Genomic DNA, 26,067 nt, shown 5'->3' with positions numbered 1-26,067 from the left:
CGTGAGAGGCGTCGCCGCGCTCTGCGTGGTGGCACTTCACTTACGCGTGATGTTCTCGTGGCATGAATTTTCCCATGCCTATCTCGCCGTCGACCTATTTTTTGCTATAAGAACCCTTAACAAAATGAACAAAGGGGCTGTTTACTCTCGATGATTCCTGTTAACCTTTTCCTTGTTTCGACGACGAAAAGGCCATGGCTAAACCCATACTCGACGACGAACTTTGGGCACTCATCGAACCATTGCTGCCCCCACCAAAACCGAGGCGAAGCCGTTATCCAGGGCGCAAGCCACTCGATGATCGTGCGCTGCTTACAGGCATCCTGTTCATCCTGCAGACGGGCCTGCGCTGGGACCTACTGCCACGCGAGATGGGCTGCGTCAGCGGCATGAGTTGCTGGCGCCGTCTGCGTGACTGGCAGGCCGCCGGTGTCTGGGACCGACTGCACGAGGTCCTGCTCGCAAAGCTACGCGAAGCCGACCGGATTGACTGGTCGCGTGTCGTTGTCGACTCCTCTTCGATCCGTGCGGTGGGTGCAGGTCAAAAACGGGACCGAATCCCACCGACCGCGCGCGACCAGGTTCAAAGCACCACCTCATTACCGAGGCGCAGGGCATCCCGCTCGCGGTAATTCTCACCGGCGCCAACCGCCACGATGTCACCCAGCTTCACGCGCTGGTTGACGCCATCCCGCCCATTGCCGGCAAGCGAGGTCGGCCACTTTCGAAGCCCCGCATCGTTCAGGGCGACCGGGGCTACGATCACGACAAATACCGCCGTCCGCTACACGCAGTCGGCATCGCCACTGAAATCGCCCGACGCGGCGAGCCGCACGGCAGCGGACTGGGCAAAACCCGCTGGGTTGTCGAGCGCACCATCTCATGGCTTCACAACTTTCGACGACTGCGCATCCGCTTCGAACGCCTTGCGTTTATCCACGAAGCCTTCATGAAAATCGCCTGCTGCATCATCTGTTGGCGAAAACTGAAGAACTCATTTTTTTAACGCCTGTAAGTGGTTTCGTTCTTGCGCGCACGTATGAAAGTCGAATTCTGTCAGGTATTCTTAATGCCCTCGAATTCATGCGTCTACGTGCCATCCGGCTATACCCCCTTTACCTGCTCGGGCTAATCGCCGGTGCAATCTCCGCATATGTGCTCTGGCGGTACGGCGCGCAGCCCACCGACCATCCTGTGCTGAAGATCGGCGGCGAGTCCCTTGTCGAGCTGCTGATGCTGCCTGTACCTTTTGCACATCAGCTGTATCCAACGAACGGACCTTGTTGGTCCCTGTCTGCCGAACTGGCTGCCAACGCCGCGTATGCATGCTTTCTTCCCCGATTGACGACGCGCGTCTTGACCGTCGTTATTGTCGTTATGTGGTGCGCGGTTCTGGCGATCGTTATGCTCGGGAACTTCGGCGAGGGTTACGCGTGGAAAGGCGCGTACGTTGGCATGGTGCGCGTGATTTTTTCGTTTTCGATCGGCGTTTTGATCCACAGACTCGCACCCAGTACACGCTTCAGAAGCAACGCTGGCGCGCTACTCATCGTTGCACTCGCATTTCTTATGACATTTGTCAACGTACCTGCGCGTTTCGATACGTTTTATGTCCTGGCTTCCGTCACTGTAATAATTCCCGCAATTACGTGGTTCGCAGTGCACTGCGAGCCATCGGTGTCAGTTCGCCGGGCTTGCCTTCTTGCCGGCTCCGTGTCATACGGAATGTATGTACTACATGAGCCAATAGGCACCTTCCTCCAAATCGTTCTTAGCCGTCACTTCCACCTTTCTTCATCGGAAATGATCTTCACGAGCATTCCATTTCTGGCTGGCATGGTTGCTCTGGTCGCAGCTCTGAACCCATATGACGCCAAGTTCCGTCGCATTCTATTGCAGTACGCCACGCCGCGTGATCGGCAACATAGCAACATAAACTTGACCACGACGGATTAGCAAAATCCTTTTAGGGCTCCGAGCGTAGTCGACCACTGAAAACCATGATTTAAAAAGCCAGTTTTCAAGTTTGAAGTGCAACGCCCTGACTCGTTTAAGGTGTTGCCATGGAAAAACGATACCAACAACTCCAGCCCGAAGAGCGACTGGCGATCGCCAGCCTGCGTCTGCAGGGTTCAAGCATACGAGCCATGGTCCGTATGCTTGAGCGTTCGCCTTCAACCGACGCCCCGCCAAGCTCGACCCGCAAGGGGTGACATGGCGTATCGTCCTCACGCTGCTGGACTGGAAATGGCCGCCTCAGCAGATATCGGGTACGCTCAGACGTATGTACCTGAATGATCCTTCCGAGCCGGTCTCGCACGAAACCATCTACACGGCTATCTACACCCCTCCGTATGCGGAACTGCGTCGCCAGCTCATCGCCTGTCTGCGCCAACATAGCAGCGATCGCACCCACGAAGTCGAGGCAAAGACCGACGCGGCCGGATCCCCGACATGCTCAGCATTCGCATGCGCCCGCCCTAGGTGGATGATTGCGTGACGCCGGGGCACTGGGAGGGCGACTTCATCAAGGGCGCCAATAATGCCTCTGCCGTTGGCGTACTGGTCGAACGCACCAGTCGCCTCGTGCTGCTTGCCCGGATGGACGATGCGACGGCTGACTCGGCGCTCGCGGGTTTCTCTGCCAAATTTAATTCCATTGCCGCGCCGCTACGGCAGAGCTTGACGCAGGATCAGGGCAACGAAATGGCGTGTCACGACAAACTCGCCGCTGCGACCGGCGTAAAGGACGCGGTTCTCAGGCGTCAGATGGTAAATACACAATGACTAAACCATCAGTCACGCTTGCCACTCCGCTTTCCCAAGCATATGATCGCGCGGCGATAGATTGAGAGATATTGTTCGCAAACATTCTCGACCCGGAATTCATTTATACCGATGCGACTTCGTTGACGATACGATTCTCGCAGTTCATGGTTATGCAACATCATGCATATCTCATCGGCAAGTGTTTCCGGATTTTTTACTGGCACCAATACACCCGCGCGCCCAAAATCAAGCATCTCGGGATTTCCGTCGACATCCGTAGCAATGATCGCGCAGCCGGCCTCCCGCGCCTCTACCAATGCCAATGCACCTGACTCGTTGTGCGACGCCAGGACAAACACATCCGAATTTCGAAGATAGGAACGTGGATCTGAGATAAACCCAGTGAAGCGAACACGTTCTTCCAGCTTTAAATCGTGCACAAGTGCTTCCATAGCGGGTCTATCCGGTCCGTCACCGACCAAATATAGGTTGCTCTCCGGAAATCGACCATTAACTAATGAAAACGCCAAAATCAGATCACGAATACCTTTGCGCTCATACATCCCGGCAACAGTTACGATGCATGGGCGCTCCAGTGTCTCTGCGGAAGGCAACTCCATCTGCGAACGACGGGGTGAACCGATCGTTCCATTTCTGACGACCTCGATCTTCGATCTTGATATTCCACGATTCCGCATGGACTTTGCAACATCCTTTGTGACACAAACCACGCGATCACCCAACCTCATAAGAGATGCGCTTCTTTGAAAAACATTGTGCACAGTCGCTACTAACACATAGTTGCGCTTTACGGCAGCAAATCGACCGATCAGAATGCCAGTAACCATATGTGCATGCACAACATCAGGTTGACACTCGCGCGCCAATTCTCGAAATGCACGTATCATGGAAAAAATTCGCCATAAGCGAGATGACTGTGGCAACTGAAACGTCCTGACCCCGTGACGATTTAACAATTCATCGAATTCTCCGCCCGATGTAGCAACAATGACCTCATTGCCAGCGTTGGCTTGAGAACAGGCCAAGTCAACCATCATGTTCACAATTCCATTGCCGGAATTTCTGATATGGTTCGCCAGATGTACGATACGCATTACTAATTATCCGATTAAATCGAACCCACTTCCAAACCCGACGTTTCAGTTTGAAAATCGACTGATTAAAGACTGCATTATGCCGCTTATAATTTTATCCTCTCCCATATGTATCCTCGAACCTGACTATGTCATCCTCGCCAAGATAGGAACCTGATTGCACCTCGATCATCTCAAGTTGAATCCTGCCCGGGTTCTCAAGGCGATGAATCACACCCAATGGAATATAGGTCGACTGATTCTCAGAAATCGTGAAGCGTTCTTCGCCACGGGTGATAGATGCCGTACCACGTACCACGATCCAATGTTCCGCGCGATGATGGTGCATCTGCAGCGACAACTGTTCGCCCGGATTCACTACGATTCGCTTCACCTGAAAGCGCTCGCCCTTATCGATCGAGTCGTAATACCCCCAAGGCCGATGAACTTTCCGGTGATTGACCGTCAATTCACGGTGGTTATCGCGTATCCGCTCAACGATCTTTTTCACATCCTGCACTGCGGATCTATCCGCCACAAGGATTGCATCCGGTGTCTCGACAACGACAATATTACTGGTACCCACACATGCGACAAGCCGATCGACGGAGTGCACAAGTGTTGACGACGCACCTTCAAATATGACCGGGCCATTGCCTCTGCTTGCGTTCCCTTGCGAATCTTTGTCCATAACTTTCCATATTGCGTCCCAGGATCCAAGGTCGGACCATCCTGCATCGACGGGAACAACAACGCCTTTGCAGATCGAATCACGACGTCCAAACTTTTCCATCACTGCGTAATCTATCGAGTCCGACGGCGACGATTCGAATGCATCCCGCTCCAACCTGAAAAAATCTCGGTCCGAGCTTCCGTTTTTGTACGCCGAATAGCACGCCGAATATATTTGTGGATGGTAGTGATGAATCGCTCTCAACCACACTGATGCGCGCATGATGAAGATGCCGCTATTCCAACAATAATTCCCTGACTCGAAGTATTCCTGCGCGACTTCGAGTGACGGTTTTTCTACGAATCCGTCCAACCATCGGATCTTCTCGTGACTATCGACTGTCGAACCAAGACGGATATAGCCGTAGCCCAGCTCCGGGCCGTCAGGCATCACCCCCAGCGTTACTACGTCCCCTTTCTCGGCATGTGGAACGCCTGCATCGACCGCTGACTGAAATGAGTGAATGTTGTCGAACGAGTGGTCTGCTGGCATCACAACCATAATGCCATCATCGTGTAGTGCAACGATCGAAAGAGCCGCAACTGTTAAAGCCGGCGCAGTATTTCTGGAGGACGGTTCCAGAATTATCCTGTGATTCCTTCCGCAGACGCGCAACTGCTCCGCAGTTTCGAAGCGATGCTCTTCATTGCATACGACAGTCAACGTCTGATTGACCTGGATACTCGATGGGAGGTTATCGAGCCGTTTCACCGTGGACTGTAGTAACGAATCTTCGCCTACTAATGGAATCAGTTGCTTCGGGAACCGCTGCCGTGATACCGGCCACAGACGTGTGCCCGATCCGCCTGCGAGAACCACCGAATGAATCGTAAGTGGCGTACCTACGCTCTCGCTCTTCCGCGATTCGTCGTCAGCTTTCAGAAGTTCGACAGGCTCTCTCATTTTGGTACTCATTGTTTGTTACTTCTTGATAGTTAAGTAGGCGAAATCAGGGCGATCTACGCTAAGACTTTGGTGAAACGCCCTGTCCCCGCCACGTTCGCCAGAATGCGCTCGACGCCCTCGACGTACGTCTGCGTACCGAACTTGCGCACGGCCGTCTGATAGCCGCGCGCGACGAGCCGATCGCGCAAGGCCTGATCGGAGCGCAACTCGGCAAGCGTATCGGCGAGCGCATGCGCATCGCCCGGCGTGCACATCACGCCGTTCACGCCGTCGTCGATGATCTCCGTCACGCCGCCCGCGCGCGACGCCACCACGGGCCGCTGCGCGAGCATTCCTTCGACGATCACGCGGCCGAACGGTTCGGGCGTGATCGACGTATGCGCGACGACATCGACGGCGCACATGCACGCGGCCACGTCGTCCTGGAAGCCGAGAAAATGCACCCGCTCTTCAAGACGATGCGCCGCGACGAACTCATGCAGCTTCGCTTCGTATGCGTCTTCGCCAAACAGCGGTGCACCCACCAGCACGGCATGCATGTGCGGATTGAGCACCATCGCTTCGAGCAGCACGTGCTGCCCCTTCCATTGCGCGAGCCGGCTGAACGAGCCGACGAGGAAAGCATCCTGCGGCAAATTGAGCCGCGCGCGCAGCACGCTTTGCGGCACATCGCGCAGCGCATTGAACGGCGCGCTGGAAATGCCGTTGAACACGACGTCGATGCGCTTGTCGCCGAACTGCGTCAGATCGGAAAACGCGCGCGCCGATGCGGCCGAATTGGCGATCACATGCGCGAGGCCGAACTTCGCGCACCACTTGATGATCGCCAGCTGCTTGCCGCCGAAATGCTCGGGGCTCACGATATCGCGCAGATGCCAGACGACGGGGCGTCGCGCGAGACGTCCCGCGATCGCGCCGATCACCATCGCTCGCTGCGTGTTCGCGTAGATCACGTCGCTGTCACGCGCACGCGCGACCGTCGCGCGCACCAGCGACGCGACGCCCTTCACCGCTTTCGCCAGCGGCGGCGTGCCGCCCTGCTTGCGCACTTCGCGTATCGCGCCGGGATCGAGGACATCGACGGCGACGCCTTCGCGATGCAGCGCCACGCGAAACGGGCCGTCATCGAACAGCACGACCTGCACGCGCGCCTTGAGCGCCTTCACGATCTCCAGCAGCGACAGTTCGGCGCCACCCATCACGCCGCTCTGATCGATCGCGAGCACGCGCAATGCACTCGTTTCATGCTTCTGTTCTTTGCCGATGACGGGCGGATCGTCGGAAGGCAGCGACGCGCCGCGCAATGCCGGCACCGACTCGCGCACGAAGCCGAAGAAGCGCTCGCGGAAATGGCGGATCGAAAAACGCTCGGCATTTGCGCGGCAGTCGGCGGGCCTGAAACGCGCGGGATCGCTCGCGAAATGCTCGACGGCATCGATGATCGAATCGGTCGTCTGTTCGTTGAAGAAGATGCCCGTCGGATGCGATTCGTACTGGTCGCGCACGGTTTCGAGCGCCCCGCCCTTGCCGTAAGCGATCACGGGTGTGCCGCAGGCCTGTACCTCCACCACCGAAATGCCGAAGTCCTCTTCCGCCGCGAACACGAATGCCTTCGCGCGGCGCATGTGATCGCGCAGCACGTTGAAAGGCTGATAGCCCATGATCTGCACGTTGGGCGTCGCCTTCTCGCGCACCTTCTGCATGTCGGGACCGTCGCCGATCACGACGAGCTTGCGCTCGGGCATCTTCGCAAACGCCTCGACGATCAGATCGATCTTCTTGTACGGCACCATGCGCGACGCCGTCAGATAGAAATCGTCCTTCTGTTCGCAGAGCGAGAACGCCTCGACATCGACGGGCGGAAAGATCACTTCGGATTCGCGCTGATAGACCTTGCGAATGCGGCGTGAAATGAACTCCGAGTTCGCGACGAAGGCATCGACGGAGTTGGACGTGCGGATATCCCAGTTGCGCATGTAGTGCAGGATGAGCCGCGCGAATGCGGACTTCGGTCCGCTCGTCAGCTTCGACTGTTGAAGGTATTGATGCTGCAAATCCCACGCGTAGCGTATGGGCGAATGCACATAGCTGATATGCACCTGGTCCGGTCCCGTCAGCACGCCCTTCGCGACGGCATGGCTGCTCGAGATCACGACGTCGTATGCGGACACGTCGAGCTGCTCGATCGCGAGCGGCATCAATGGCAGATACGAACGGTACTTCGTGCGCGCCATCGGCAGCTTCTGGATGAACGACGTCGTCACCGTTTTACCGCGCAAAAACGTGCGGTCGTCGAGAAAATCGACGAGGCTGAACAGATCGGCATCCGGAAAGCACGCGACGATCTGTTCGAGCACGCGCTCGGCGCCCGCGTAAGTAACGAGCCAGTCGTGAATGATCGCGACGCGCACGGGGCCGACGCTGCGCGCGCCGCGTCGTTTCACGGGCGTCGCAGGTGGCCTGGAAACGGGCGTGGTGGGGATGAGATCGTGGCCTGCATCGCGCGTCACAGGCGTGGGACGCAGCAGGTCTTCTTCAACGATATCGTGGTTCATGCGCTATTCCTCGGATTGAGTCGCAACTTCAGACGCGCAAGCAGCGAACGCGCAAGATCGCGCAATGCAGGGGTCATCGTGAGCGACCAGGCGACGTTCGCGCTCACGACGAGCGCGCCCGCGGCAATGGCCATCGGCAGGCTGGACAGCAAGGTGGCGAGCCACAACGTGCCCACCAGGAAGACGAGATGCGCGCACATGTCGAGCACGATCGGACGCGCGTGAATCGCGGATAGGCGCAACAGCACGACGTAATCGAACAGCCCGCGCGCGGCGACCACGACAGCGGCACCCGTCAGCCCGAAATGCGTGATACCGAACCACAACGCGCCCGCGAAGAACGGCAGTTCGAACAGGCCAAGACGCGCAGCGGAAGCGGGATGCACCTGCGATTGAATGAGGATGCGCGCGAGGTTCGCCTGACCGACGAGCCACACGGAGATGATCAGAATGCGGCCGACAGGCCCTGCCACGTCCGCGATTTCGCTGCCGACCCACGCACGCAGGAACGGTTCGAGCACGATCATCGCGACGAGCGCAACGGGCGTGAATACGCCGTTCAGGAACTCGAGCGACTGCCGCATGATGACGTCGGCATCGTCGCGGCCGACTGCGGAAAGCCGCGGGAATAGCGTGCGTTGCATTGCCGTGGGCACGATGTTCAGACGCGTGACGAGGTTCTGCGGCACCGTGTAGTACGTGACGAAGCGCGCGCCGAGACTCGTGCCGAGCATCACGCGGTCGAGCGATTCGGCGACCACACTCGTGATGCTTGCAATCAGCATCCAGCTGCCAAATTCAAAAAGCTCTCGAGCTACTGCATACCTCGGTCGGTATATGCGCCGGATGCCGAGCACGTCCAATGCCGCGCGCCCGAGCAGGACCGCCAAAAGGAAACGAGTAATCACAGCGGCCGCGAGCACGTTCTGTAACGTCGGGCCCATCATCCATGCGGCCGCGAGCGGCAGCAGCTGAAACAGGAAGGTGCCGAGCGTCTGGTTCGTGTTGTAGATGCCGAAGCGTTCCGCGCCGTTGATCGCACCAGCGAACACCCACGACACGTTGGCCAGCGGTATCGCCACCGCCAGCCAAGGCAGCGCCATATAGACCTCGTGCTGCAGTTCGGGCGACACCTTCGAGAAGTACGCGGTATAGAGCGCCGCGCCGAAGTAGATGACGAGCCCGCCGACGATGCCCGTCGCCAGATTGAGCCACGTCGCGCTCCAGAACACCTGTTCGCAGGCATCGGCGTCGTTCGACGCGCGCGCCTTCGAGATGTGATTCTGCGCGGCCATGCTCATGCCGAGATCGAGGATGCTGAAGTAGCCGATCAGCGTCCAGACGAGGCTGATCACGCCGTAGCGTTCGACGCCCAGCAGCTTGATGTACGACGGCACCGTGACGAGCGACACAAACGTCGGCAACACCAGTCCGATCAGGTTGATCACTACGTTTCTTAGGATGCCCTTGTCCATCAGATTCCTTTTGAGTCAGTCATGCGTTGCCGGTCTTGCACGGACGGCGTTTAGGCGACGATTCGTAGTTGAGAATTTCATCGGGAGCTTGCAAGGCATCCACCCTCGGTAAGTGATGAGAATTCGTTCCTACTACTCCGTTTCCACTTCAGATAATTAAGTATTTCTAATCTAATATTAATCGATCATCTCCTTGATTTAACTGCATCGCGTCGCCTCTCCGTTCGATTCGGCAGCAGACATGCGTGCGAATTTCAAACTCTCCACATACAAGACACTTCAGAGGATGAACACCATGGCGGCTAAATCATTGCATCCTTTTTTCAATCCTTATCGATTGACAAGCACAGCAAGGTGATTTCATTACGGTCAGTAGGCGCCGACAGCCTCTTCGTACACCTTGGCGACCTTCTCCGCGATCACAGTGTTATCGAAATTGACGCGCGCATATCGGCTGCACGCGTCCGCATCCGGCAGCCTCAGCGATCCGTCGAGAACCTGCCCGAGACCATCGGCGATAGCGTCGGCGCCCGTCGACGGCAGCACCAGATCCTGCGACAGCCCCGCCACCGCTTCAGGCAGCCCACCTACGGGCGTCACCAGCACGGGTGTGCCCGACGCCAGCGATTCCACCGTAATCAGGCCGAAGCCTTCGAGCGCCACCGTCGGCACGACGCTGATATCCGCCGCGCGATACAGCGCCGCGAGATACTCGTCGGGCACGAAGCCGAGCAGTTTGACGTTGTCGCCGAGGCCCGCATCGTCGATGCGCTGCTGCAACTCTTCGTGCAAACGGCCCTTGCCCGCGATCAGCAGCAGCACATCCGGATTGCGGCGCTTGACGATCTTCACCGCGTCGATCAGATCTTCGAGGCCCATGCGCCGCACGAGACGCCGCACGGCCAGCACGATCGGACGGCCGAGCGGCAGTTGCAGGCGCAGCCGCGCTTCGTTCTGCATGAGGGGCAGATTGAACTGGTCGACGTTCACGCAGCCCGGCACGACACGCACGCGATCGGCGGGAATGCCGTAGCGCGACGTGAGAATCTTGCCGAACGCATCCGACAGCACGATCAGCCGCGACGAACGCACATACACCGTCCGTTCGAGATACCTTTTTATGCGTCGCCCCAGCGAACCTGGGCCCTCGACGTGACTCTCTTCCGACCAAGGGCCGTGAAAATGGGAGATCTGCGGAATGCCGCGCGTCACGTCGAGACCCGGGAACGTGTACAGCGCGAAGTGCGACGAGATCACGTCGGGGTGCTGCTCGCGAATCTCGCGGCGCAGCGCGCGGCGCGCGGCCATCAGGCGCAGCGGCAGCGATTGCGCCGCCGAACCGAAGCCGTTGATCGCGCCGTTCGTGTCGTGCGCGACGCGCTCCGAGCCCGCGACCACGCCGCGCACTTCGACACCCGCGCCGGGCAGCGCGCCGATCAGCGAGTAATACATGCGGTCGAGACCGCCCGCGCGCTCGGGAAACCAGTGCATGCCGATTTGCAGCGACTTGATGGACCGAGATCGAACCGTGCCCTTTTCCATTGTCTATAAATTCTTCAAACGCAATACGTTACCGCGCGCACCCGCGCGTTTGACCCTGATATTTGCCAAACCAGACCATTCGCTTATTCGCAACCAAATAATTTTCTTTTATAACGCATACAAAATTCTCCTTTCTATTCGAATAGCCAAACGCTTACCGTCATATTCCTCTCCATGACCACGCAGCATGAATAGAGAAAATACTTCCGAAGAAAAGAAGGCCAGCCGTTCCCACGAGGGAGTTCGTGAACAAAAGCATCGAAACGACAGCGATCGCAATCGAGGTATTCGCAGATGCAAAATTATCGGAAACGATCCTTCGCGACTTGGAAACAGCACCTATCAAGACCAGAATGACTCCAGCCATATAAAGCAGAGTGCCGGGCCAACCAAGGACAAATGGAATATTCATCACTCCACTATCAAAGTTGCCATACTGCCCAAGCTGACCACCGTCGCTTGTAAGCTTTGTAGCCGTTCCAGTAGAACCTAGACCCTGACCTGCCACGTCGGTAAAGGCGGTACCTGCAAATTTCGAATAAAAATCGTTACGTACGGTATAGCTATGATCGTCTTGTATATCAAAAATGGTTTGCAATCTCCCCCCCGTGCGTTCTGCAACGGGACCGATCAGCAGCATGGGTGCGGCCAAAATCAAGAAAATAATAAAATTCTTCGTAATGCGTAACCGTTGATTGTTATCTGAATTCCAAAATCGAAATAGAATCGCAACTGCCCAGCCTCCCCAAGCCGATCGAACAAGCGACAGGCAGAACGAAAGAAACCCGAATACACCCGCAATCCAGCGAATTTTATGCCTGACTTCCATGGCATAAATGCTACCTGCCATTATCGTAACTGCGAAGGGACCGGGTGAATTCATAGTGCTAAAAACACGCACACCAAACGGCACTGGATCTCCTATCGAATTCATTTTCGAATATGACATCCAGAACGTATCCCATGGAGGCATTAAGCAATATTGCGCTATTCCGTACACACCCATAATCAACATACCGAGAATTACGGCATGAGTGATAGATTCGCGAATCTCGGAATAGCGATTCGCATACGCCATAATATGAAAACCAATTAGAATCGGATAAACCCAGTTTGCAAGATCGTATAATGCAGCCACGGGTCCGTTCGAAGCGGCTCCCACCAAGAATGCGTAGGCAAGTCCACAAAGCATTAGAAGGACTGGCAAGCCACGCCGTTGCGCGAGAAGGCCGTGGAAGCGGACTAGCGAAAGCGCGCTGATCACAGTGACCGCAACCGGCGCAATTTGAACGACGCTCGTCGACGTGTAGGTACCTTTCAACCAGTCGGCGATTCGCCGAACCTCTGGGCTCAGAATCCAGAGCCACCACACGTAGCCAACGTACTTGGCGGGGCTTCTAAAGTACAGCCACAGGCCAAGCGCGATGGATAGCAACGGGAACGTAAATGTGAGCACCGTTCCTTGCCGTGCGATCATTAGCGCTGCCGTTACAGTCCATAATAGTATCGGAGCGAGCCAGTCCTCACGGTTTCTAGTGACACCGCCAGAGATAGAATTGTTCCTCTTTCGTATCACTAATGACATCGCTCACATTCCTTCATCTATCTCGTTGACTTCCAAGTTCGTCTATCGTCGACCAGCATCTTTACCCGCTCGCGCTTGCAATTGACGTACAACCATAGAGAATGCGCCGGCTGGAAAGAAAGAACACGTCATACATGCGCGCGTGCCAAGTTGGAATTTTCTCGATTTTTCAGAGGTTCGCGGAGTGCCTTCCGAGTACCCGAGCGTATCGCGCGCCAACGTGCGATACGGCTGCGCCGCTGTCTCGACAAGAGGGCGAGCAACACATGAACGACCCCGGGATACGCACGCGTACCGAGAAGTGCATACCACCACCATGCAATGATGCGATGGAGCGGAGATAAATGTTCTCTGAGTGTGAGATGAAGGTTATATGCGGCATTGCACATCGCTGTTAGTGTCGGCGCGTCCCTACGATCTTCGTCGAATCGCTCTGCGGGGAAGTGATCTACTGCTACAAGCGGATCGTAAACAACTTTCCAGCCGGCCCGCTTCACATTCAGGCTAAACGCCATGTCGTTGTGAACTTGCGCGCCGATGCCACGCAACCGCGTATCAAACCGGAGATTTCGAATTGCGTCACGCCTGTAGCTCATGTTAGCTCCCTTTAGCACATCTACCTCGCGAGCTTCTCCGACCCCTAGATGATGATTTCCGATCACCTTTCCGGAAAGCGCAATTTTCCCCACGACCATTCGCTCTCCCTCTATGATCTGTCCGCCCATATGCATCCAGTCGCGTCCACCAAGTGCGCCAAGGCATTGATCGGATTTGAACCTTGCCGCTATGCGCTGGATCCAGTCGGCCCGCGGCGCAGCGTCGTCGTCGGTAATGGCAATAATGTCGCCCGTTGCGATATCGAGCCCCAGATTCAACGCCGCTACCTGTCCGGGCGCGTCACTCAATAAAACGCGGAGAGGAAGTTTACCGCTACTCACTTCCTTGTCCAAGATTGCCAAAGTGGATATGTCGTCAGGACGCGCGACGACTACAAGTTCATCGCAACGGCGAACCTGACCTTGCAAAGCTTGAAGACATTTTTCAAGGTCCGCTGGTCGGCGAAAGGTTGGAACCAGCACCGTCACCTTCATTTTCTCTTTCCTTTAAAGTGCACTTAGATGCTCGTACTTAGATATTGGTGAACAGAACCATATCCGTATCGCCTAAATGACGACACTCCGTTGAGTATCCCGCCATTCAAATTAATCCCGCCGATTTTTAGGCGCTTGATTGCGTCAGCGATCTCCCGTTGACGATGCATGCCGGCTCGCAGAACCAAGAAGGTTGAACCAGCATGTTCAGCAACAAGTGCCGCATCGGTAACTGCAAGAATCGGGGGAGTATCTATAAGAATCACGTCATACTTCGATTCATACTCAGAAAGAATTGTCGAGAACCTTCGTGATGCTAGCAATTCCGCGGGATTTGACGGTCTCTTACCACAAGAAATAAAGTAAAGATTCTGAAAACTTGTCTCTCGAACCGCATCTACGACACGAATTTGACCAGCCAAAAGTTCAGCGAGTCCGTTGATTGCAGATCCGCCGATATAACGCTCAAGGGCTCCTCTGCGCATGTCTGCATCGATCAGCAAGACCTTCTTTCCCGAATTCGCAATAAGGACTGCAAGGTTAACTGCCAAGAAGCTCTTCCCCACCGCCGCGACTGGACCTGTCAGCACGACAATCCGATTACGCGCATCCATCATCGTGAATTGTAGCGACGTTCTAAGACTGCGGAGACTCTCTACACAGATATCCGTTGGGTTGGCGTCGGCTAATACCGCCTGACGTCGATCGCTTTCGCTTCCCTTCGCATCAATTTTCGCATGATGATCACTCAACGGAACAATTCCGCAGATCGGAAGATTGAAAGCACGCTCGATTTCCTCCGCATCTTCAATTCCTTTAAATAATCTCCTTCTGGCAAGAATCATCGATACGCCTAGAATCATTCCAAGCACGATCCCTGCCGATAAGATCAATGTCTTTTTTGGCCTAATCGGTGTCCCCGCTCTCAATGCGAGATCAACGATCTGTGCACTTCCGCCGATTCCTGCTTTCTGCATTGACAGTTCTTGTTCGCGAGTGAGCACGAGTTCGTAGATTGCAGCTGCAACCTTCGCATCGCGCTGCAATTTCACAGCTTGAATCTCGGTTTCCGGTAAGGCTCGGAAGCGAAGATCAAATCGATCGCGCTGCGCTTGCAGCTCTGCCATTTGCTCATGCGCCGCTTTGAGTAGAGGGTGATCGTCTCCAAAGCGTTGCTCAAGTGCCGCGACCTGCAGGCGGACCGCGGAAAGCTGTTGCTCATACTCAATGCTCCCGGCAAGATAGATCTTGGCCTCTTCTCCTGCCGTGATAGAACCAGATCGCCGTTGATATTGCGCCAACGCAATCTCCGCTTTGTCCAACTCCGCTCGCAATCGAGGTTCTTCGCTCTTCAGAAATGACAACATATTTTGAGCGTTTGCCTGCTTGCTCTCGACGTGATGGCGAAGATAGGAGTGAGCCAGATCGTTGGCGACGTCCGAAGCGAATGTTGGATCTTCGCTTTCCATTGAGACGTCAACGAGGCCAGTCAACTTTCCTTGCTCCTGCACCTGCACAGATTTTCTGAATTCATTGATTGCGTCAACATCATTGATTCGAGTGATGAAAAACCGTGTTCCTGGTCGCGCGATAAGACGATGGATTAGTATGGTCACCCCATGACCGCTAGCGGGTTGATCTACGTGACCTCGAATCAGAAGTTCTCCATCCGGACCGGTCAGTTGGTACTGTCCAGCACTTTCAGCCGTGAGAATCAGTTTCTTGGCCTCTAGTTCAAGCGGTACCTGGATGCTTTCGACGTCAACGATCTCGCCCCCCCAAGCAAATGAGGGCAAGCCAAACCAAGCGGGCGACAGCTCACCGGGTGTAGCAAGAAAGCACGCTATCGAACCAAGTATAGGCACCCTATTTGGTTCGATACGAAAATTAAGTTTAAATTTGCTGACAACGGGCGCCATGACATCGCGACTTTGGATGATCGCGATTTCCGCGTCGCTCGGGATTGGCGCCATCACACTTGCGACGCTACTTAGCTGTGTCAACTCTTGAGTGGAGTCGTCGCCTTGTTCGATTTTTATGAGTGCGTCCGCAAGATAGACAGGCTTAGCGAGAAGACAATAGATTCCCGCCAGTGTGAGTGCAACGATGATAAAGCCAACCAGCCACCATATATCCTCTGCGATGACATGAACCAGATCCCCAAGGACGACTTCCTCATCGGGATCGGGTCGGACGCGGGAATTCGAACTCCCGCTTCGTTCTACGTCTGTATTCACAACAACTTTTCCAGAAAAGTGGAGACAGGGATATAAACCTTGCGCGTCGATGCGTTGCACAACGGTTAACTCGTCCTCGTAGTGACGTCCCAATGTCAGTTTTCAAACATGTCCTAGCGGGTAAGCTGCTTCAGATAAAAGAGCGTTTGCAAAGACGGCAGCACTTGCTGCAAGACGCGATTGAAGGTCGTCGACGATGCTGTTCCCACATAAACCACATCCATTGGCTGGAGCTGGAATTGCGTGGATAACATGATTGACTCGGGTTGGGTCATGTCCAGATGAAAGACTTCCGGCGTCGTCGGCTTCTCTTTCATACCTCTCATCACATAGATCTGTCGCGGGTTTGCATCGGTATCCAGAATGCCGCCTGCCTGCGTTAATGCGTCAGCGATAGATAAGCGCCCCTTGTACATTGTCAAAGGAGTTGGAGTCTTCACCTCACCCATCACAAATACCCGGCTATCAACACGATCCGGCACGTTAATCACATCGCCCGGTAAAAGCGATACGTCTTGCGCCATATCTCCCTTATCAAGCATACGATTTAAGTCAAGCAAATAGAGGCGCTTTTTTCGTATGAGACGGACTCGCTGAAGATCTGCGTCGACCGTATTTCCACCCGATCGTGTAATCGCATCAATCAGCGTCAGTGGAACGTCGCTAATCGCCAACGGACCCGGCACCTTCACTTCTCCAGTGACTTGAACCTTCTGACTGCGAAACGACAGCACACGCACATCGATCTGTGGATTGCGGATGAATCGAATAAGGCTAGCGGCGACCTGTTCTCTGATCTGAACGACTGTTTTTCCTGCGACCGAAAGGCGGCCCGCATAAGGAATGAAAATGCTTCCGTCAGCGGCCACGGTCTGACCGTAGGGATCAGACTGTCCCGGCAGTGCTGTTGTGTACGGTTGCTGCAATGCGCCGGCCAACGTTTGAGTTGTGTTACCACCTGCTGAGTACGTGCCTGCGGTTGGCGTAGTCAGTTCGGGATGGTCCCAAACCGTGATTCCAAGGATATCCTGCGGTGCGACGCGATATTCATACCTACCCACGCTTGTCAGCGAGTCGATGTTATTGCTTTGCAGACGCTCGGCCTCCGCTTGGGTTCCGACCTGCTTCGTAATCAGCTCAGCGTCGATCGATTTGACGGGATATACGTCGCTTGATTGGCCAGATGAATGCGTTTCGAGCCTAGACGTATCAAGGTAATTACCGGGTGCGCTAGCACAGCCGGACACGAGCGCCACGACGGCCAGACTTCCAACATATCGCTTCAACATATACGGTCAATCCAACTTTCTGCACATCGCTCGATCAAATTCAATGTCTCGCGATACAACGATTCGGCCTTTCCATAAGGGTCAGCCACATCGATCCCTGCCCACTTGCCCAGCGCGAACACCTTTCCACGAGAGGTGGGTTGCAGAGCTTCAATTTGTTCAATCTGATTTTTTTCGGCGACAAGCACGAGATCTGCGTCGATCACCATTCCTGCCTGGAGGCGCCGCGAGTAATGCTCGCCAGTCGGCCATCCCCGCGCAGCAAGCTCAGACTGCATCACGGGGTCCATTCCCAGCCCATCGAACGCTCGAATTCCGGCCGATCGATAGACCACTCGCCTTGCGGACTTTCTCTCGTGCAGCGCGTTGAAGACCACTTCAGCGGCAGGAGATCGACAGATATTTGCGTAACAGACAATCAAAACATTGGAGAACATGCGCTTCCTCGGAGTACCAGCTCACAGTCGACGTCCGTTTCGTAGCTGCAAGAACAAGCTCTGTTTTCATTCATCCGAGCAAGCAATCCCGTCTTTCGTCTTTACTATCGGCAATTCGGACACCAACAGTCTGGCGACCGACCGAGTGGTACTCGATTCCCGCCTGCCACATGGCAACCGGTTCATACAGATTGCGGCCGTCGAAAATCAACGGCGTTTTGAGCTGCTTCTTCAGATGTCCGAAGTCCGGGCTCTTGAATTCCTTCCATTCCGTGACGATGACGAGCGCGTCGGCGCCTGTGAGCGTCTCGTCCTGTGTGCTCTCGAAATGCAGACGCGCCTGTTGATCAGGTGCATTGGCCAGATCGAGCGCGAACACACGCTTCGCTTCCGTCGTCGCGACGGGATCGTACGCATGCACCGTCGCGCCGCGCGCGAGCAGTTGCGCAATCACGCGACGGCTCGGCGCTTCGCGCATGTCGTCGGTGTTCGGTTTGAACGACAGACCCCACACGGCAAACGTGCGGCCACTGAGGTCTTCACCGAGCGCGCCTGTAATCTTGCGCACGAGCACTTCCTTCTGCTCGTAATTGACGCCTTCGACGGCTTCGAGAATGCGCAGGTTGTGGCCCATTTCCGCGCCTGTGCGAATCAGCGCTTGCACATCCTTCGGAAAACACGAGCCGCCGTAACCGACGCCCGCGTACAGAAAGTGATAACCGATGCGCGGATCCGAACCAATCCCGCGTCGCACAGCCTCGATGTCTGCGCCGACGGTATCGGCCAGGTTCGCCATTTCGTTCATGAAAGAGATACGCGTCGCGAGCATCGCGTTGGCTGCGTACTTCGTGAACTCGGCCGAACGCAAGTCCATGTACAGCGTGCGTTCGTGGTTGCGGTTGAACGGCGCGTACAGACGGCGGATATTCTCGCGCGCCTTGTCACCGTCCTCGTCGTTGTCCACGCCGACGACGATGCGGTCCGGCCGCATGAAGTCATCGACAGCCGCGCCTTCCTTCAGGAACTCGGGGTTCGACACAATCGAAAAGCCGTGCTGCGCGCTGTTCTTGAGTCCGCGCTTCGCGAGTTCCTCGTCGATCACCGCGCGCACCCGCTGCGCGGTGCCAACGGGCACCGTCGATTTGTCGACGACCACCTTGAACTCGTTCATCGTGCGGCCGATGTTGCGGGCCGCTTCGAGCACGTACTGGAGATCGGCGGAACCGTCTTCATCGGGCGGCGTGCCGACGGCGATGAACTGAACCTCGCCATGCGCTACGCTCGCCGCGACATCGGTCGAAAACGTGATGCGTCCTGCCGCGCGCGAACGCGCGATGATTTCCTGCAGGCCCGGCTCGTGAATCGGCATGCCACCGTTGTTGAGAATGTCGATCTTGCGCGGATCGACGTCCAGACAGAAAACATCGTTGCCGACTTCGGCAAGGCATGCGCCCGTGACAAGACCTACGTAACCCGTGCCGATAATGGTGATTTTCATAAGCGCCCTGCGATCCTCACATTCAAAACGACACGGCCGAAAAAGCGGCATATCAAAGCACGACGATGACGGATAACTCTCCGCCCCAACGAGGCGCCAAATATACGAACCCTCACCTTCAATTTCCCGCCAATACCCGAACCGTTTTCGCCACCTCTCCATCTCGTTTTTCAAAGCCGTCAACACCCCCAACACGATCCCGCCAACCACTTCCACACGAAAAACGCAATAAGGATGAACTCTGAGAGATAATATCGGTCAATCCGAGGGTCACGCGTGCGCATCGAGCAACTCGCGCACGGCATGGAGCAGCACCGGCAGCAACCGCACCAAAGCACCCATTCCCCGCTTCCCCGAAACCGCGCTGCGCGTTACCCGCGCACCGTCTCGGAGAGGCGTTTTGCCGAAAAAGCAGAAAACCGCATGCAGATTTCAAAAACCCGACTGATCGAGCTGGACTTCTTCCGAGGGCTGGTTCTTGTATTTATCGTCGTCGACCACATCGGCGGCAGCATCCTGTCGCGCGCGACGCTGCACGCGTACGCACTCTGCGACGCCGCCGAAGTCTTCGTCTTCCTCGGCGGATTCGCGACGGCCACCGCCTACGCTTCGCTCGCCAACCGCCACACGGAAGCCGACGCGCGCAACCGTTTCTTCAAGCGCTCGCTGGAGTTGTATCGGGCGTTTCTGGTCACGGCCGTCCTCATGCTGCTGGTCAGCGCCGTCATGAGCGCCTTCAGCATCGATGCGCCCAACATGGCCACGACCGATCTCGACGACATGATGGACACGCCCACGGCCGTCCTGCGCGATATCCTGCTGTTCCGCCGCCAGCCCTATCTGGCGTCAGTGCTGCCCATGTACGCGTTCTTCGCTTTCGCCGTGCCCGCCATCCTGCCGCTCGCGCGCAGCAAGCCGTGGCTGCTGCTCGCCGGCAGCCTCGCCGTGTGGGGCATCGCGCCGTCCATGCTGCCGCACCTGCCCGTCGCGGAAAATGCGCAATGGGATTTCAATCCGTTCGCGTGGCAGCTGATGTTCGTGCTTGGTGTGATCGCGCAGACGCAGCCTGTCTATCAGCGCGTAAGCGCGCATCGCTATGGCTGGCTGGTGACGGTGCTCGCGTGCGGTGTCGTCGCGGCCGCCGCGTGGTTCAAGCTGGTGGTGGAAGTGGCGCCGCTCGACAGCAGCCTGAAACAGAATCTGTCGTGGTTGCGCGCGGTGAATTTCCTCGCGATCGCATGGCTCGTCGCGAACATGGTGCGTCTCGGCTGGGCCAGGACGATCGCGCAGCGCCTGCCGTGGATCGGCCTCGTCGGCCGCAAGGGCCTGTTGTGCTTCGTCGCCGGCACGGTGATCTCGCTCGTCGTGGACTCGCTGCTGTACACGGCCACCGACGGCTATCTGAACGTGCCGCTCGGCCTCGTCGCCGATGCCGTCGCAATCGGCTCGCTGCTCGCCGTCGCCAAGGCGTCCGTGCCGATCTCGCGCGTATTGAGCGTATTGACGTTGCGCCTGCGAGGCTCGGGCCCCGCCTGATCCTTGCCGATCAGGCCATCATCGACGCGCGGCTCAGCGCTCGATCCACTCGGTCCAGAGCACCATCAGCACCGTCATTAGCGCCGGGCCGACGAACAGGCCCAGCAGGCCGAACGTCTCCGCGCCGCCGAGAATCCCGAACAGCACGAGCAGGAAAGGCAGCCGCGCGGAGCTGCCGATCAGCACAGGTCGCACGAAATGCTCGGCGACGAACGCGACGACGAAACCGAACACGACGAGCCCGATAGCAGGTATCAGCGCACCCTGCTCGACGAAGATCCACAGCGCCGCGCCGCAGAACACGACGGGCGCGCAAAACGGCAGCATCGCCGCAACCGCCGTCACGAAGCCGAGCAATGCGGCATGCGGGACACCCGTCAGCATGTACGCGAGCAGCAGCAACGCGCCCTCGCCGATCCCGACGACCACCAGCCCCGACACCGTCCCGCGCACAGCCGCCGCCATCCGCTCGGCCAGATGCATGCCGTCGTAACCGAACGCGCGCCGCACGCCCTTCATCAGTTCGCCCGACAGCTTCGGCCCCGCCTGAAAGATCACGAACAGCGTGACAAGCATGAAGCCAAACAGCATCAGCGCGTGCGCGGCGCGCGCGCCGAAATGCCGTCCGAACGTGACGACAGCCCCGCCGTGCAAGCCCTTCATCGCGGGCGAATCGCGCAAAGGCTGACTCAGATTCTCCTGCCACCAGTTCACGATCTGCGTCGCGCCGTACGGCAGATGCTGGACGAAATCCGGCACGGGAATGCCGTTCTCCTGGACGCCGTGCGCCCATTCGATCAGGTCATGCGCCTCGGATGCCGCCTGCGCAATGCCGATCCCAAGAGGCAGCAAAAACAGCAGGCCGATCGCGATCGTCAGCACCGTCGCGATCAACGTCGAGCGTCCTTTGAACAGCCTGTGCTCTTCGATCCGGTGAAACGCCGGCCACAACGCAATTGCGATCACGCAAGCCCATGCGATCGCGGGCACGAAGTCGCGGATCACCCAGAGCGCCAGCGCCACCATCACGGCATACAGCGCGGCCGACGCGATTCGCTGCATCTTGCGGCGATTCGGCATGTCGGCTTCGGATGGAACGTCGGGCGGGCGTCGATTCATGTGACCTCGTGAACGGGTTCGATGCGCGTTCAGCAACGGCGCATCGCTATGATGATGCAGGCGGAACGCATCCGCAGATGCGAGCACACGGGATGCCGCGCGCGGCTTCTCCGGCTTCCGGGCCGCCCATCTTATCGGATGCGGCCCACGCCCGGATCAGCCCAAAATCGCTCCCGCCCTTTTCTGCCGTTCATACAACAGTTCGTTGCATTTTTGCGTGTAATCGATTCGACGGCCCGCAAATCCGCTTTTTACCGTTCGCGTACACGCCGGCTATCTCATTATTGCGGAATCGGGAACAGTGTTTCTACGCGGGCACAATGGCTCTCACGCGCGCGCGGGACTAAATTCGGCACACCACAACTACGGAGCCGACCATGACGACCCTGGACTGTTTACCGTTGATCGGCGCCAACGGCTTGCGCATCGAGATTCTCGAGCATTCGGACACGACCCTGGTGATCCGCTGGGTCGAACCCGGCCGCTGCCATTACGGGGAGCAGCGCTGGCGCCGCCGTTCGGCGCATACGTCGGGCACGTGTGCCGTCTCGCGCCGCAAGATCCGTCGCGGCGATGCCGTCTTCAAGCCGGCCGAACGCCCCGCGCCCACGAACGCCTCCGCGATGATCGCGGCCGAAGTGCTCGAACAGGCGTTCGCCGTATAGCCAACGTTTCCCGTAACAATCGACCTCCGACGCAACAGCTGAGCCGCTCAATCCGCCGCGTGTTCGATCAGAAAGCGGCACACTTCGCGATGCATCCATTGAACGCCAGGACTCGTCGCCAGCGCGCGCCACGAGCCGTGCACGAGACCCGTGCCGACAGGCGCGTCGGCACGCCCGCCCGCCGCGCCGATGCGTTCGGCGAACACGCGGGCATCATCGCGCAACGGATCGTGTTCGACGCCGATCGCGAGCGTCGGCGGCAATCCGTCATAACGTGATGCTTCGAGCGGCACGGTCCACGGATACGCGGACCGTCCACCCCAGTACAGCGCGCCGTAGCGCCGCACATCGGCAAGCGTGAGCATCGGCGCGTCGGCCTCTGTATCGCGCGCGGGCGATTGCGGCTCGACGCTCAGCATCGGATAGACCAGCACGATACCGCGCACGCCGGACACGCCTTCGTCGCGCAAACGTAGCGCGACACTCGCTGCCAGCGTCCCTCCCGCGCTGTCGCCCGCCAGTTGCAGCGAGCGCGGCAGCGGACCGAACGGCAATCGGCCATCGAGCGCCGCGCGCGTCACGGCGAGGCAATCGTCGTGCGCAGCGGGCGCGGGATGTTCGGGCGCCAGCCGATAATCGACAGCCACGACGCACAATCCCGTATCGGCGGCAATGCGCGCGGTAATCAGTTCGTGACTCGCGAGCGAGCCGACGACGAACCCTCCGCCATGAAAATACAGCAGCGTGCCCGTCGAGTTCGCGCGGTCGCTTGGCGCGTACAGCCGCAACATGAACGAGTGTCCGCCATCAGGCGAAGTGAACAGCGCGTCCTGAGTGGTCACGCCGTCAGGTAACGGCGGCGTAAACGCTGCCGCTAACCGCTCGTACATCGCGCGCTGTTCGGCTGGTGTCGTTGCAGCGCGATCCGGCGGATAAAGGCGCTTCGTGCGTTCGACGAATGCGACGATCTCGGGTTCGAGCATGGCGCGCTCCGTGTGTCTGTCGTTTACTTCCGCGTCTGGCCCGGCAATCCGATCACACGCCCGGCATAAAGGGCGGCAGGCAGCGCCGCCTGCGCATCGACCAGCGCCCGCACGCGCGTCTCGACATCGGCGTCGAATGCGGCGGAACGCGGGCCGCTCGTATCGACGTGCAGCAGCATCTGCTCGCCCGCCGCAACGGGCTCGTCGCCATCGCCGGAAAACATTTCGAGGTACAGGTGCATGCGCTTGGCGTCATGCGCGAGCACGCGCATTTCGACGCGCACCTTCGCGCCTTCCTTGATTTCGTGCAGATAGTTGATGTGCGCTTCGAGCGTATAGATCGAGCGGCCGCGTGCCTTGCGCACCGTGTCGTCGAGTCCGATCTGGTCGATCAGCGCATCGGTGGCGAAACTGAAGATCAACATGTAGAACGCGTCGCGCAGATGGCCGTTGTAGTCGACCCACTCGGCGCGCACGACGTCGTGATACGCAGGCAATTCCGCATGTCGCGGCATGGCGAATGTCTCCGTCACTTCGATTTGAATTCTGGCGCGTGCGGCACATCTTTATCGATGCCCCGCACGCGCCGATGATACGCGACCTTATTCGTCGGCCCGCAAGCCGTGACGCACTTTGGTTTCCGCGATCGCGGACAGCACGTTCGTGATGCACTCGTCGCGATAGCGTTCGAGTTGCTTGATCGAACGCGGCCCGACCTGCTCCGCGGTTCCATCGACCACGCGATCGATCAGCCGATCCGTCAGCTTCGGCGCAACGAGCTTGGTCCACGGCAATTCGAGCGCGGGCCCGAACTGCTGCATGAAGTGCCGCATGCCCGCGTCGCCGCCCGCGAGCGTGTATGTGAGGAACGTCCCCATGAACGACCAGCGGATGCCCGCGCCAAAACGGATCGCATCGTCGATTTCGCCCGTCGTCGCCACGCCCTCATCGACGAGATGCAGCGCCTCGCGCCACAACGCTTCGAGCAGACGGTCGGCGATAAAGCCGGGCACTTCCTTGCGCACATGCAGCGGCCGCATGCCGAGCGTGCAATAGATCTGCATCGCCGCATCGAGCGTCGACGGCGCGGTCTGTTCGCCGCCCACCACTTCGACGAGCGGCAACAGATACACAGGGTTGAACGGATGCCCGACGATACAGCGCTCGGGATGCAGCGCGCGTGCATAGAAATCGGTCGGCAGCAGGCCCGAAGTCGATGACGCGATGATCGCATCGGGCTTCGCGGCGCGGCTGATCTGATCATGCAGCGCGAGCTTCAATTCCTCGCGCTCGGGTGCGCTTTCCTGAATGAAATCTGCTTCTGCGACACACGCCTCGATTGTCTTCACGAAACGCAAGCGCTCTTGCGATGCGCCCTCTGCCAGTCCCACGCGTTCGAGCGCGGGCCACGCATTGGCGACGTTGTCGCGCAACTGCTTCTCCGCGCCGGGCGCCGGGTCCCACGCGATCACGTCGAGCCCGTGTGCGAGCGCACGCGCCACCCAGCCGCTGCCGATCACGCCCGCGCCGATTGCTGCAAACGTCTTGATGTCGGTAATCACTGCCATTGCCGATGATCCTCTGGAGATGTTCAAAGCCATTCAATGCTCTTCAATGCGTCACGCAAACTGCTCGACGGCACGCCTTTCGAGCAGCCGTTCGCCGAGTGCGGGTAGACCGAGTTTCCTGCGGCCTTCGGCAGGTGTCAGCGCACGGCCGCCGAGCCGCTCGATGATCTCGACAGCGCGCGTGACGAGCGACCCATTGCTCGCAGGCACGCCCTTGTCGAGCCAGATGTTGTCTTCGAGACCGACGCGCACGTGACCGCCGAGCAACATCGCCTGAGCGAGCATCGGCATCTGCATGCGACCGATGCCGAAGCCCGCCCAATGCGCACCGGGTGGCAGGTTGTCGACCATGGCTTTCATCGTTGTCGTATCGGCAGGCGCGCCCCAGGGAATGCCGAGGCACAGCTGAAACAGCGGCGGCGCATCGAGCAGCCCTTCTTTGAGCAATTGCTTTGCGAACCACAAATGCCCTGTATCGAAGATCTCCAGTTCCGGCTTGACGCCGAGTTCCTGAATCCGGTGTGCGCCTGCACGCAATTGCGCGGGCGTCGACACATAGATGTAGTCGCCATCGCCGAAATTGAGCGTGCCGCAATCGAGCGTGCAAATCTCCGGCAAGAGTTCTTCGACATGTGCAAGCCGTGTCAAGCCGCCGACCAGATCGGTATTCGCGCCGAAGCGCATCGGGTCTTCACCCGGGCCGATCTCCAGATCGCCGCCCATGCCCGCAGTCAGATTGATGATGACGTCGGTATCGGCGGAGCGAATACGGTCGACGACTTCGCGATACAGATTCGGATCGCGGCTGCCACGGCCCGTCTTCGGATCGCGCACATGGCAATGCGCAACGGTCGCGCCTGCTTTCGCAGCTTCGATCGCGGCATCGGCGATCTGTTTCGGCGTGACGGGAATGGCGGGATGCTTGCCGACGGTGTCCCCTGCACCCGTGACAGCGCAGGTCACGATCACTTCATGGTTCATGCGT

20 protein-coding genes and 1 pseudogene are annotated in these 26,067 nt (G+C 57.9%); 5 read left to right on the top strand and 16 right to left on the bottom strand.

Annotation, left to right across the window (positions count from 1 at the left end; all coding sequences use genetic code 11):
* Nucleotides 1-194: 194 nt before the first annotated feature.
* The 3 genes and pseudogenes from QEN71_RS08500 to QEN71_RS08490 all read left to right on the top strand — a co-directional run.
* Nucleotides 195-1,006 (top strand): IS5 family transposase gene (locus QEN71_RS08500; protein ID WP_233471987.1). Its coding sequence is split into 2 segments (ribosomal slippage): nucleotides 195-543 and nucleotides 543-1,006, totalling 813 coding nucleotides; the frame shifts between segments, so codons are not numbered across the junction.
* Nucleotides 976-1,956 (top strand): acyltransferase family protein, encoded by a 981-nt coding sequence (locus QEN71_RS08495; protein ID WP_201654781.1) that lies wholly within the window; start codon nucleotides 976-978, stop codon nucleotides 1,954-1,956. The genes QEN71_RS08500 and QEN71_RS08495 overlap by 31 nt, the downstream gene beginning before the upstream one ends.
* A 107-nt stretch (nucleotides 1,957-2,063) precedes the next feature.
* Nucleotides 2,064-2,748 (top strand): annotated as a pseudogene (locus tag QEN71_RS08490) (IS30 family transposase); the annotation flags it as partial.
* Nucleotides 2,749-2,795: 47 nt separating this feature from the next.
* Here QEN71_RS08490 and QEN71_RS08485 read toward each other — a convergent pair.
* The 11 genes from QEN71_RS08485 to QEN71_RS08435 form a co-directional block, all read right to left on the bottom strand.
* Nucleotides 2,796-3,884 carry a glycosyltransferase family 4 protein gene (locus tag QEN71_RS08485; protein WP_201654784.1) on the bottom strand — a complete coding sequence of 363 codons (1,089 nt, stop codon included), beginning with the start codon at nucleotides 3,882-3,884 and terminating at the stop codon, nucleotides 2,796-2,798.
* Between the two features lie 94 nt (nucleotides 3,885-3,978).
* On the bottom strand, nucleotides 3,979-5,499 hold the full coding sequence (locus QEN71_RS08480; RefSeq protein WP_201654813.1) for a mannose-1-phosphate guanylyltransferase/mannose-6-phosphate isomerase: 1,521 nt from the start codon (nucleotides 5,497-5,499) through the stop codon (nucleotides 3,979-3,981).
* A 56-nt stretch (nucleotides 5,500-5,555) separates the two neighbouring features.
* Nucleotides 5,556-8,057 (bottom strand): glycosyltransferase family 4 protein, encoded by a 2,502-nt coding sequence (locus QEN71_RS08475; RefSeq protein WP_290468238.1) that lies wholly within the window; start codon nucleotides 8,055-8,057, stop codon nucleotides 5,556-5,558.
* On the bottom strand, nucleotides 8,054-9,532 hold the full coding sequence (locus QEN71_RS08470) for a flippase (protein WP_290468237.1): 1,479 nt from the start codon (nucleotides 9,530-9,532) through the stop codon (nucleotides 8,054-8,056). The genes QEN71_RS08475 and QEN71_RS08470 overlap by 4 nt, the downstream gene beginning before the upstream one ends.
* 369 nt (nucleotides 9,533-9,901) lie before the next feature.
* Entirely contained in the window at nucleotides 9,902-11,074 is a 1,173-nt protein-coding gene (locus QEN71_RS08465; protein ID WP_201659433.1) for a glycosyltransferase family 4 protein, read from the bottom strand.
* Between the two features lie 160 nt (nucleotides 11,075-11,234).
* Nucleotides 11,235-12,659, bottom strand: a complete 1,425-nt coding sequence (locus tag QEN71_RS08460; RefSeq protein ID WP_201659436.1) for an O-antigen ligase family protein — start codon at nucleotides 12,657-12,659, stop codon at nucleotides 11,235-11,237.
* Between the two features lie 128 nt (nucleotides 12,660-12,787).
* Complete coding sequence (locus tag QEN71_RS08455) at nucleotides 12,788-13,750, bottom strand: glycosyltransferase family 2 protein (protein ID WP_201659440.1); 963 nt, start codon at nucleotides 13,748-13,750, stop codon at nucleotides 12,788-12,790.
* A gap of 23 nt (nucleotides 13,751-13,773) precedes the next feature.
* Complete coding sequence (locus QEN71_RS08450; protein WP_201659615.1) at nucleotides 13,774-15,987, bottom strand: polysaccharide biosynthesis tyrosine autokinase; 2,214 nt, start codon at nucleotides 15,985-15,987, stop codon at nucleotides 13,774-13,776.
* A gap of 113 nt (nucleotides 15,988-16,100) precedes the next feature.
* A complete protein-coding gene (locus QEN71_RS08445) occupies nucleotides 16,101-17,276 on the bottom strand; it encodes a polysaccharide biosynthesis/export family protein (RefSeq protein ID WP_201659443.1) in 1,176 nt (391 codons plus the stop codon).
* A complete protein-coding gene (locus QEN71_RS08440; protein ID WP_201659445.1) occupies nucleotides 17,270-17,713 on the bottom strand; it encodes a low molecular weight protein-tyrosine-phosphatase in 444 nt (147 codons plus the stop codon). The genes QEN71_RS08445 and QEN71_RS08440 overlap by 7 nt, the downstream gene beginning before the upstream one ends.
* A 70-nt stretch (nucleotides 17,714-17,783) precedes the next feature.
* Complete coding sequence (locus tag QEN71_RS08435; protein ID WP_201659447.1) at nucleotides 17,784-19,211, bottom strand: UDP-glucose dehydrogenase family protein; 1,428 nt, start codon at nucleotides 19,209-19,211, stop codon at nucleotides 17,784-17,786.
* Between the two features lie 423 nt (nucleotides 19,212-19,634).
* Here QEN71_RS08435 and QEN71_RS08430 point away from each other — a divergent pair, with 423 nt between their 5' ends.
* A complete protein-coding gene (locus QEN71_RS08430) occupies nucleotides 19,635-20,747 on the top strand; it encodes an OpgC domain-containing protein (RefSeq protein ID WP_201659449.1) in 1,113 nt (370 codons plus the stop codon).
* A 33-nt stretch (nucleotides 20,748-20,780) separates the two neighbouring features.
* On the opposite strand, the gene QEN71_RS08425 is transcribed toward QEN71_RS08430, so the two are convergent.
* Nucleotides 20,781-21,866, bottom strand: a complete 1,086-nt coding sequence (locus QEN71_RS08425) for an AI-2E family transporter (protein WP_201659451.1) — start codon at nucleotides 21,864-21,866, stop codon at nucleotides 20,781-20,783.
* A 377-nt stretch (nucleotides 21,867-22,243) separates the two neighbouring features.
* Between QEN71_RS08425 and QEN71_RS08420 the strand changes: the two genes are divergently transcribed.
* Complete coding sequence (locus tag QEN71_RS08420) at nucleotides 22,244-22,531, top strand: DUF3331 domain-containing protein (RefSeq protein ID WP_201659453.1); 288 nt, start codon at nucleotides 22,244-22,246, stop codon at nucleotides 22,529-22,531.
* A 47-nt stretch (nucleotides 22,532-22,578) separates the two neighbouring features.
* Here the strand turns inward: QEN71_RS08420 and QEN71_RS08415 are convergent, their stop codons facing one another.
* The 4 genes from QEN71_RS08415 to QEN71_RS08400 form a co-directional block, all read right to left on the bottom strand.
* The gene (locus QEN71_RS08415) at nucleotides 22,579-23,514 is read right to left on the bottom strand and encodes an alpha/beta hydrolase (RefSeq protein WP_201659455.1); all 936 of its coding nucleotides are present in this window, start codon (nucleotides 23,512-23,514) and stop codon (nucleotides 22,579-22,581) included.
* Between the two features lie 23 nt (nucleotides 23,515-23,537).
* A complete protein-coding gene (locus QEN71_RS08410) occupies nucleotides 23,538-24,029 on the bottom strand; it encodes a thioesterase family protein (protein ID WP_201659457.1) in 492 nt (163 codons plus the stop codon).
* 87 nt (nucleotides 24,030-24,116) lie between these two features.
* The gene (locus QEN71_RS08405; protein ID WP_201659460.1) at nucleotides 24,117-25,082 is read right to left on the bottom strand and encodes an L-carnitine dehydrogenase; all 966 of its coding nucleotides are present in this window, start codon (nucleotides 25,080-25,082) and stop codon (nucleotides 24,117-24,119) included.
* A 51-nt stretch (nucleotides 25,083-25,133) separates the two neighbouring features.
* Nucleotides 25,134-26,063: a BKACE family enzyme gene (locus tag QEN71_RS08400; RefSeq protein WP_201659462.1), complete on the bottom strand. Its 930-nt coding sequence runs from the start codon at nucleotides 26,061-26,063 to the stop codon at nucleotides 25,134-25,136.
* Nucleotides 26,064-26,067 lie beyond the last annotated feature (4 nt).

Source organism: Paraburkholderia sabiae (genome assembly GCF_030412785.1).
GTDB lineage: Bacteria > Pseudomonadota > Gammaproteobacteria > Burkholderiales > Burkholderiaceae > Paraburkholderia > Paraburkholderia sabiae.
The sequence above is the reverse complement of the archived record's forward strand: the minus strand, read 5'-3'. Positions and strand labels throughout refer to the sequence as shown.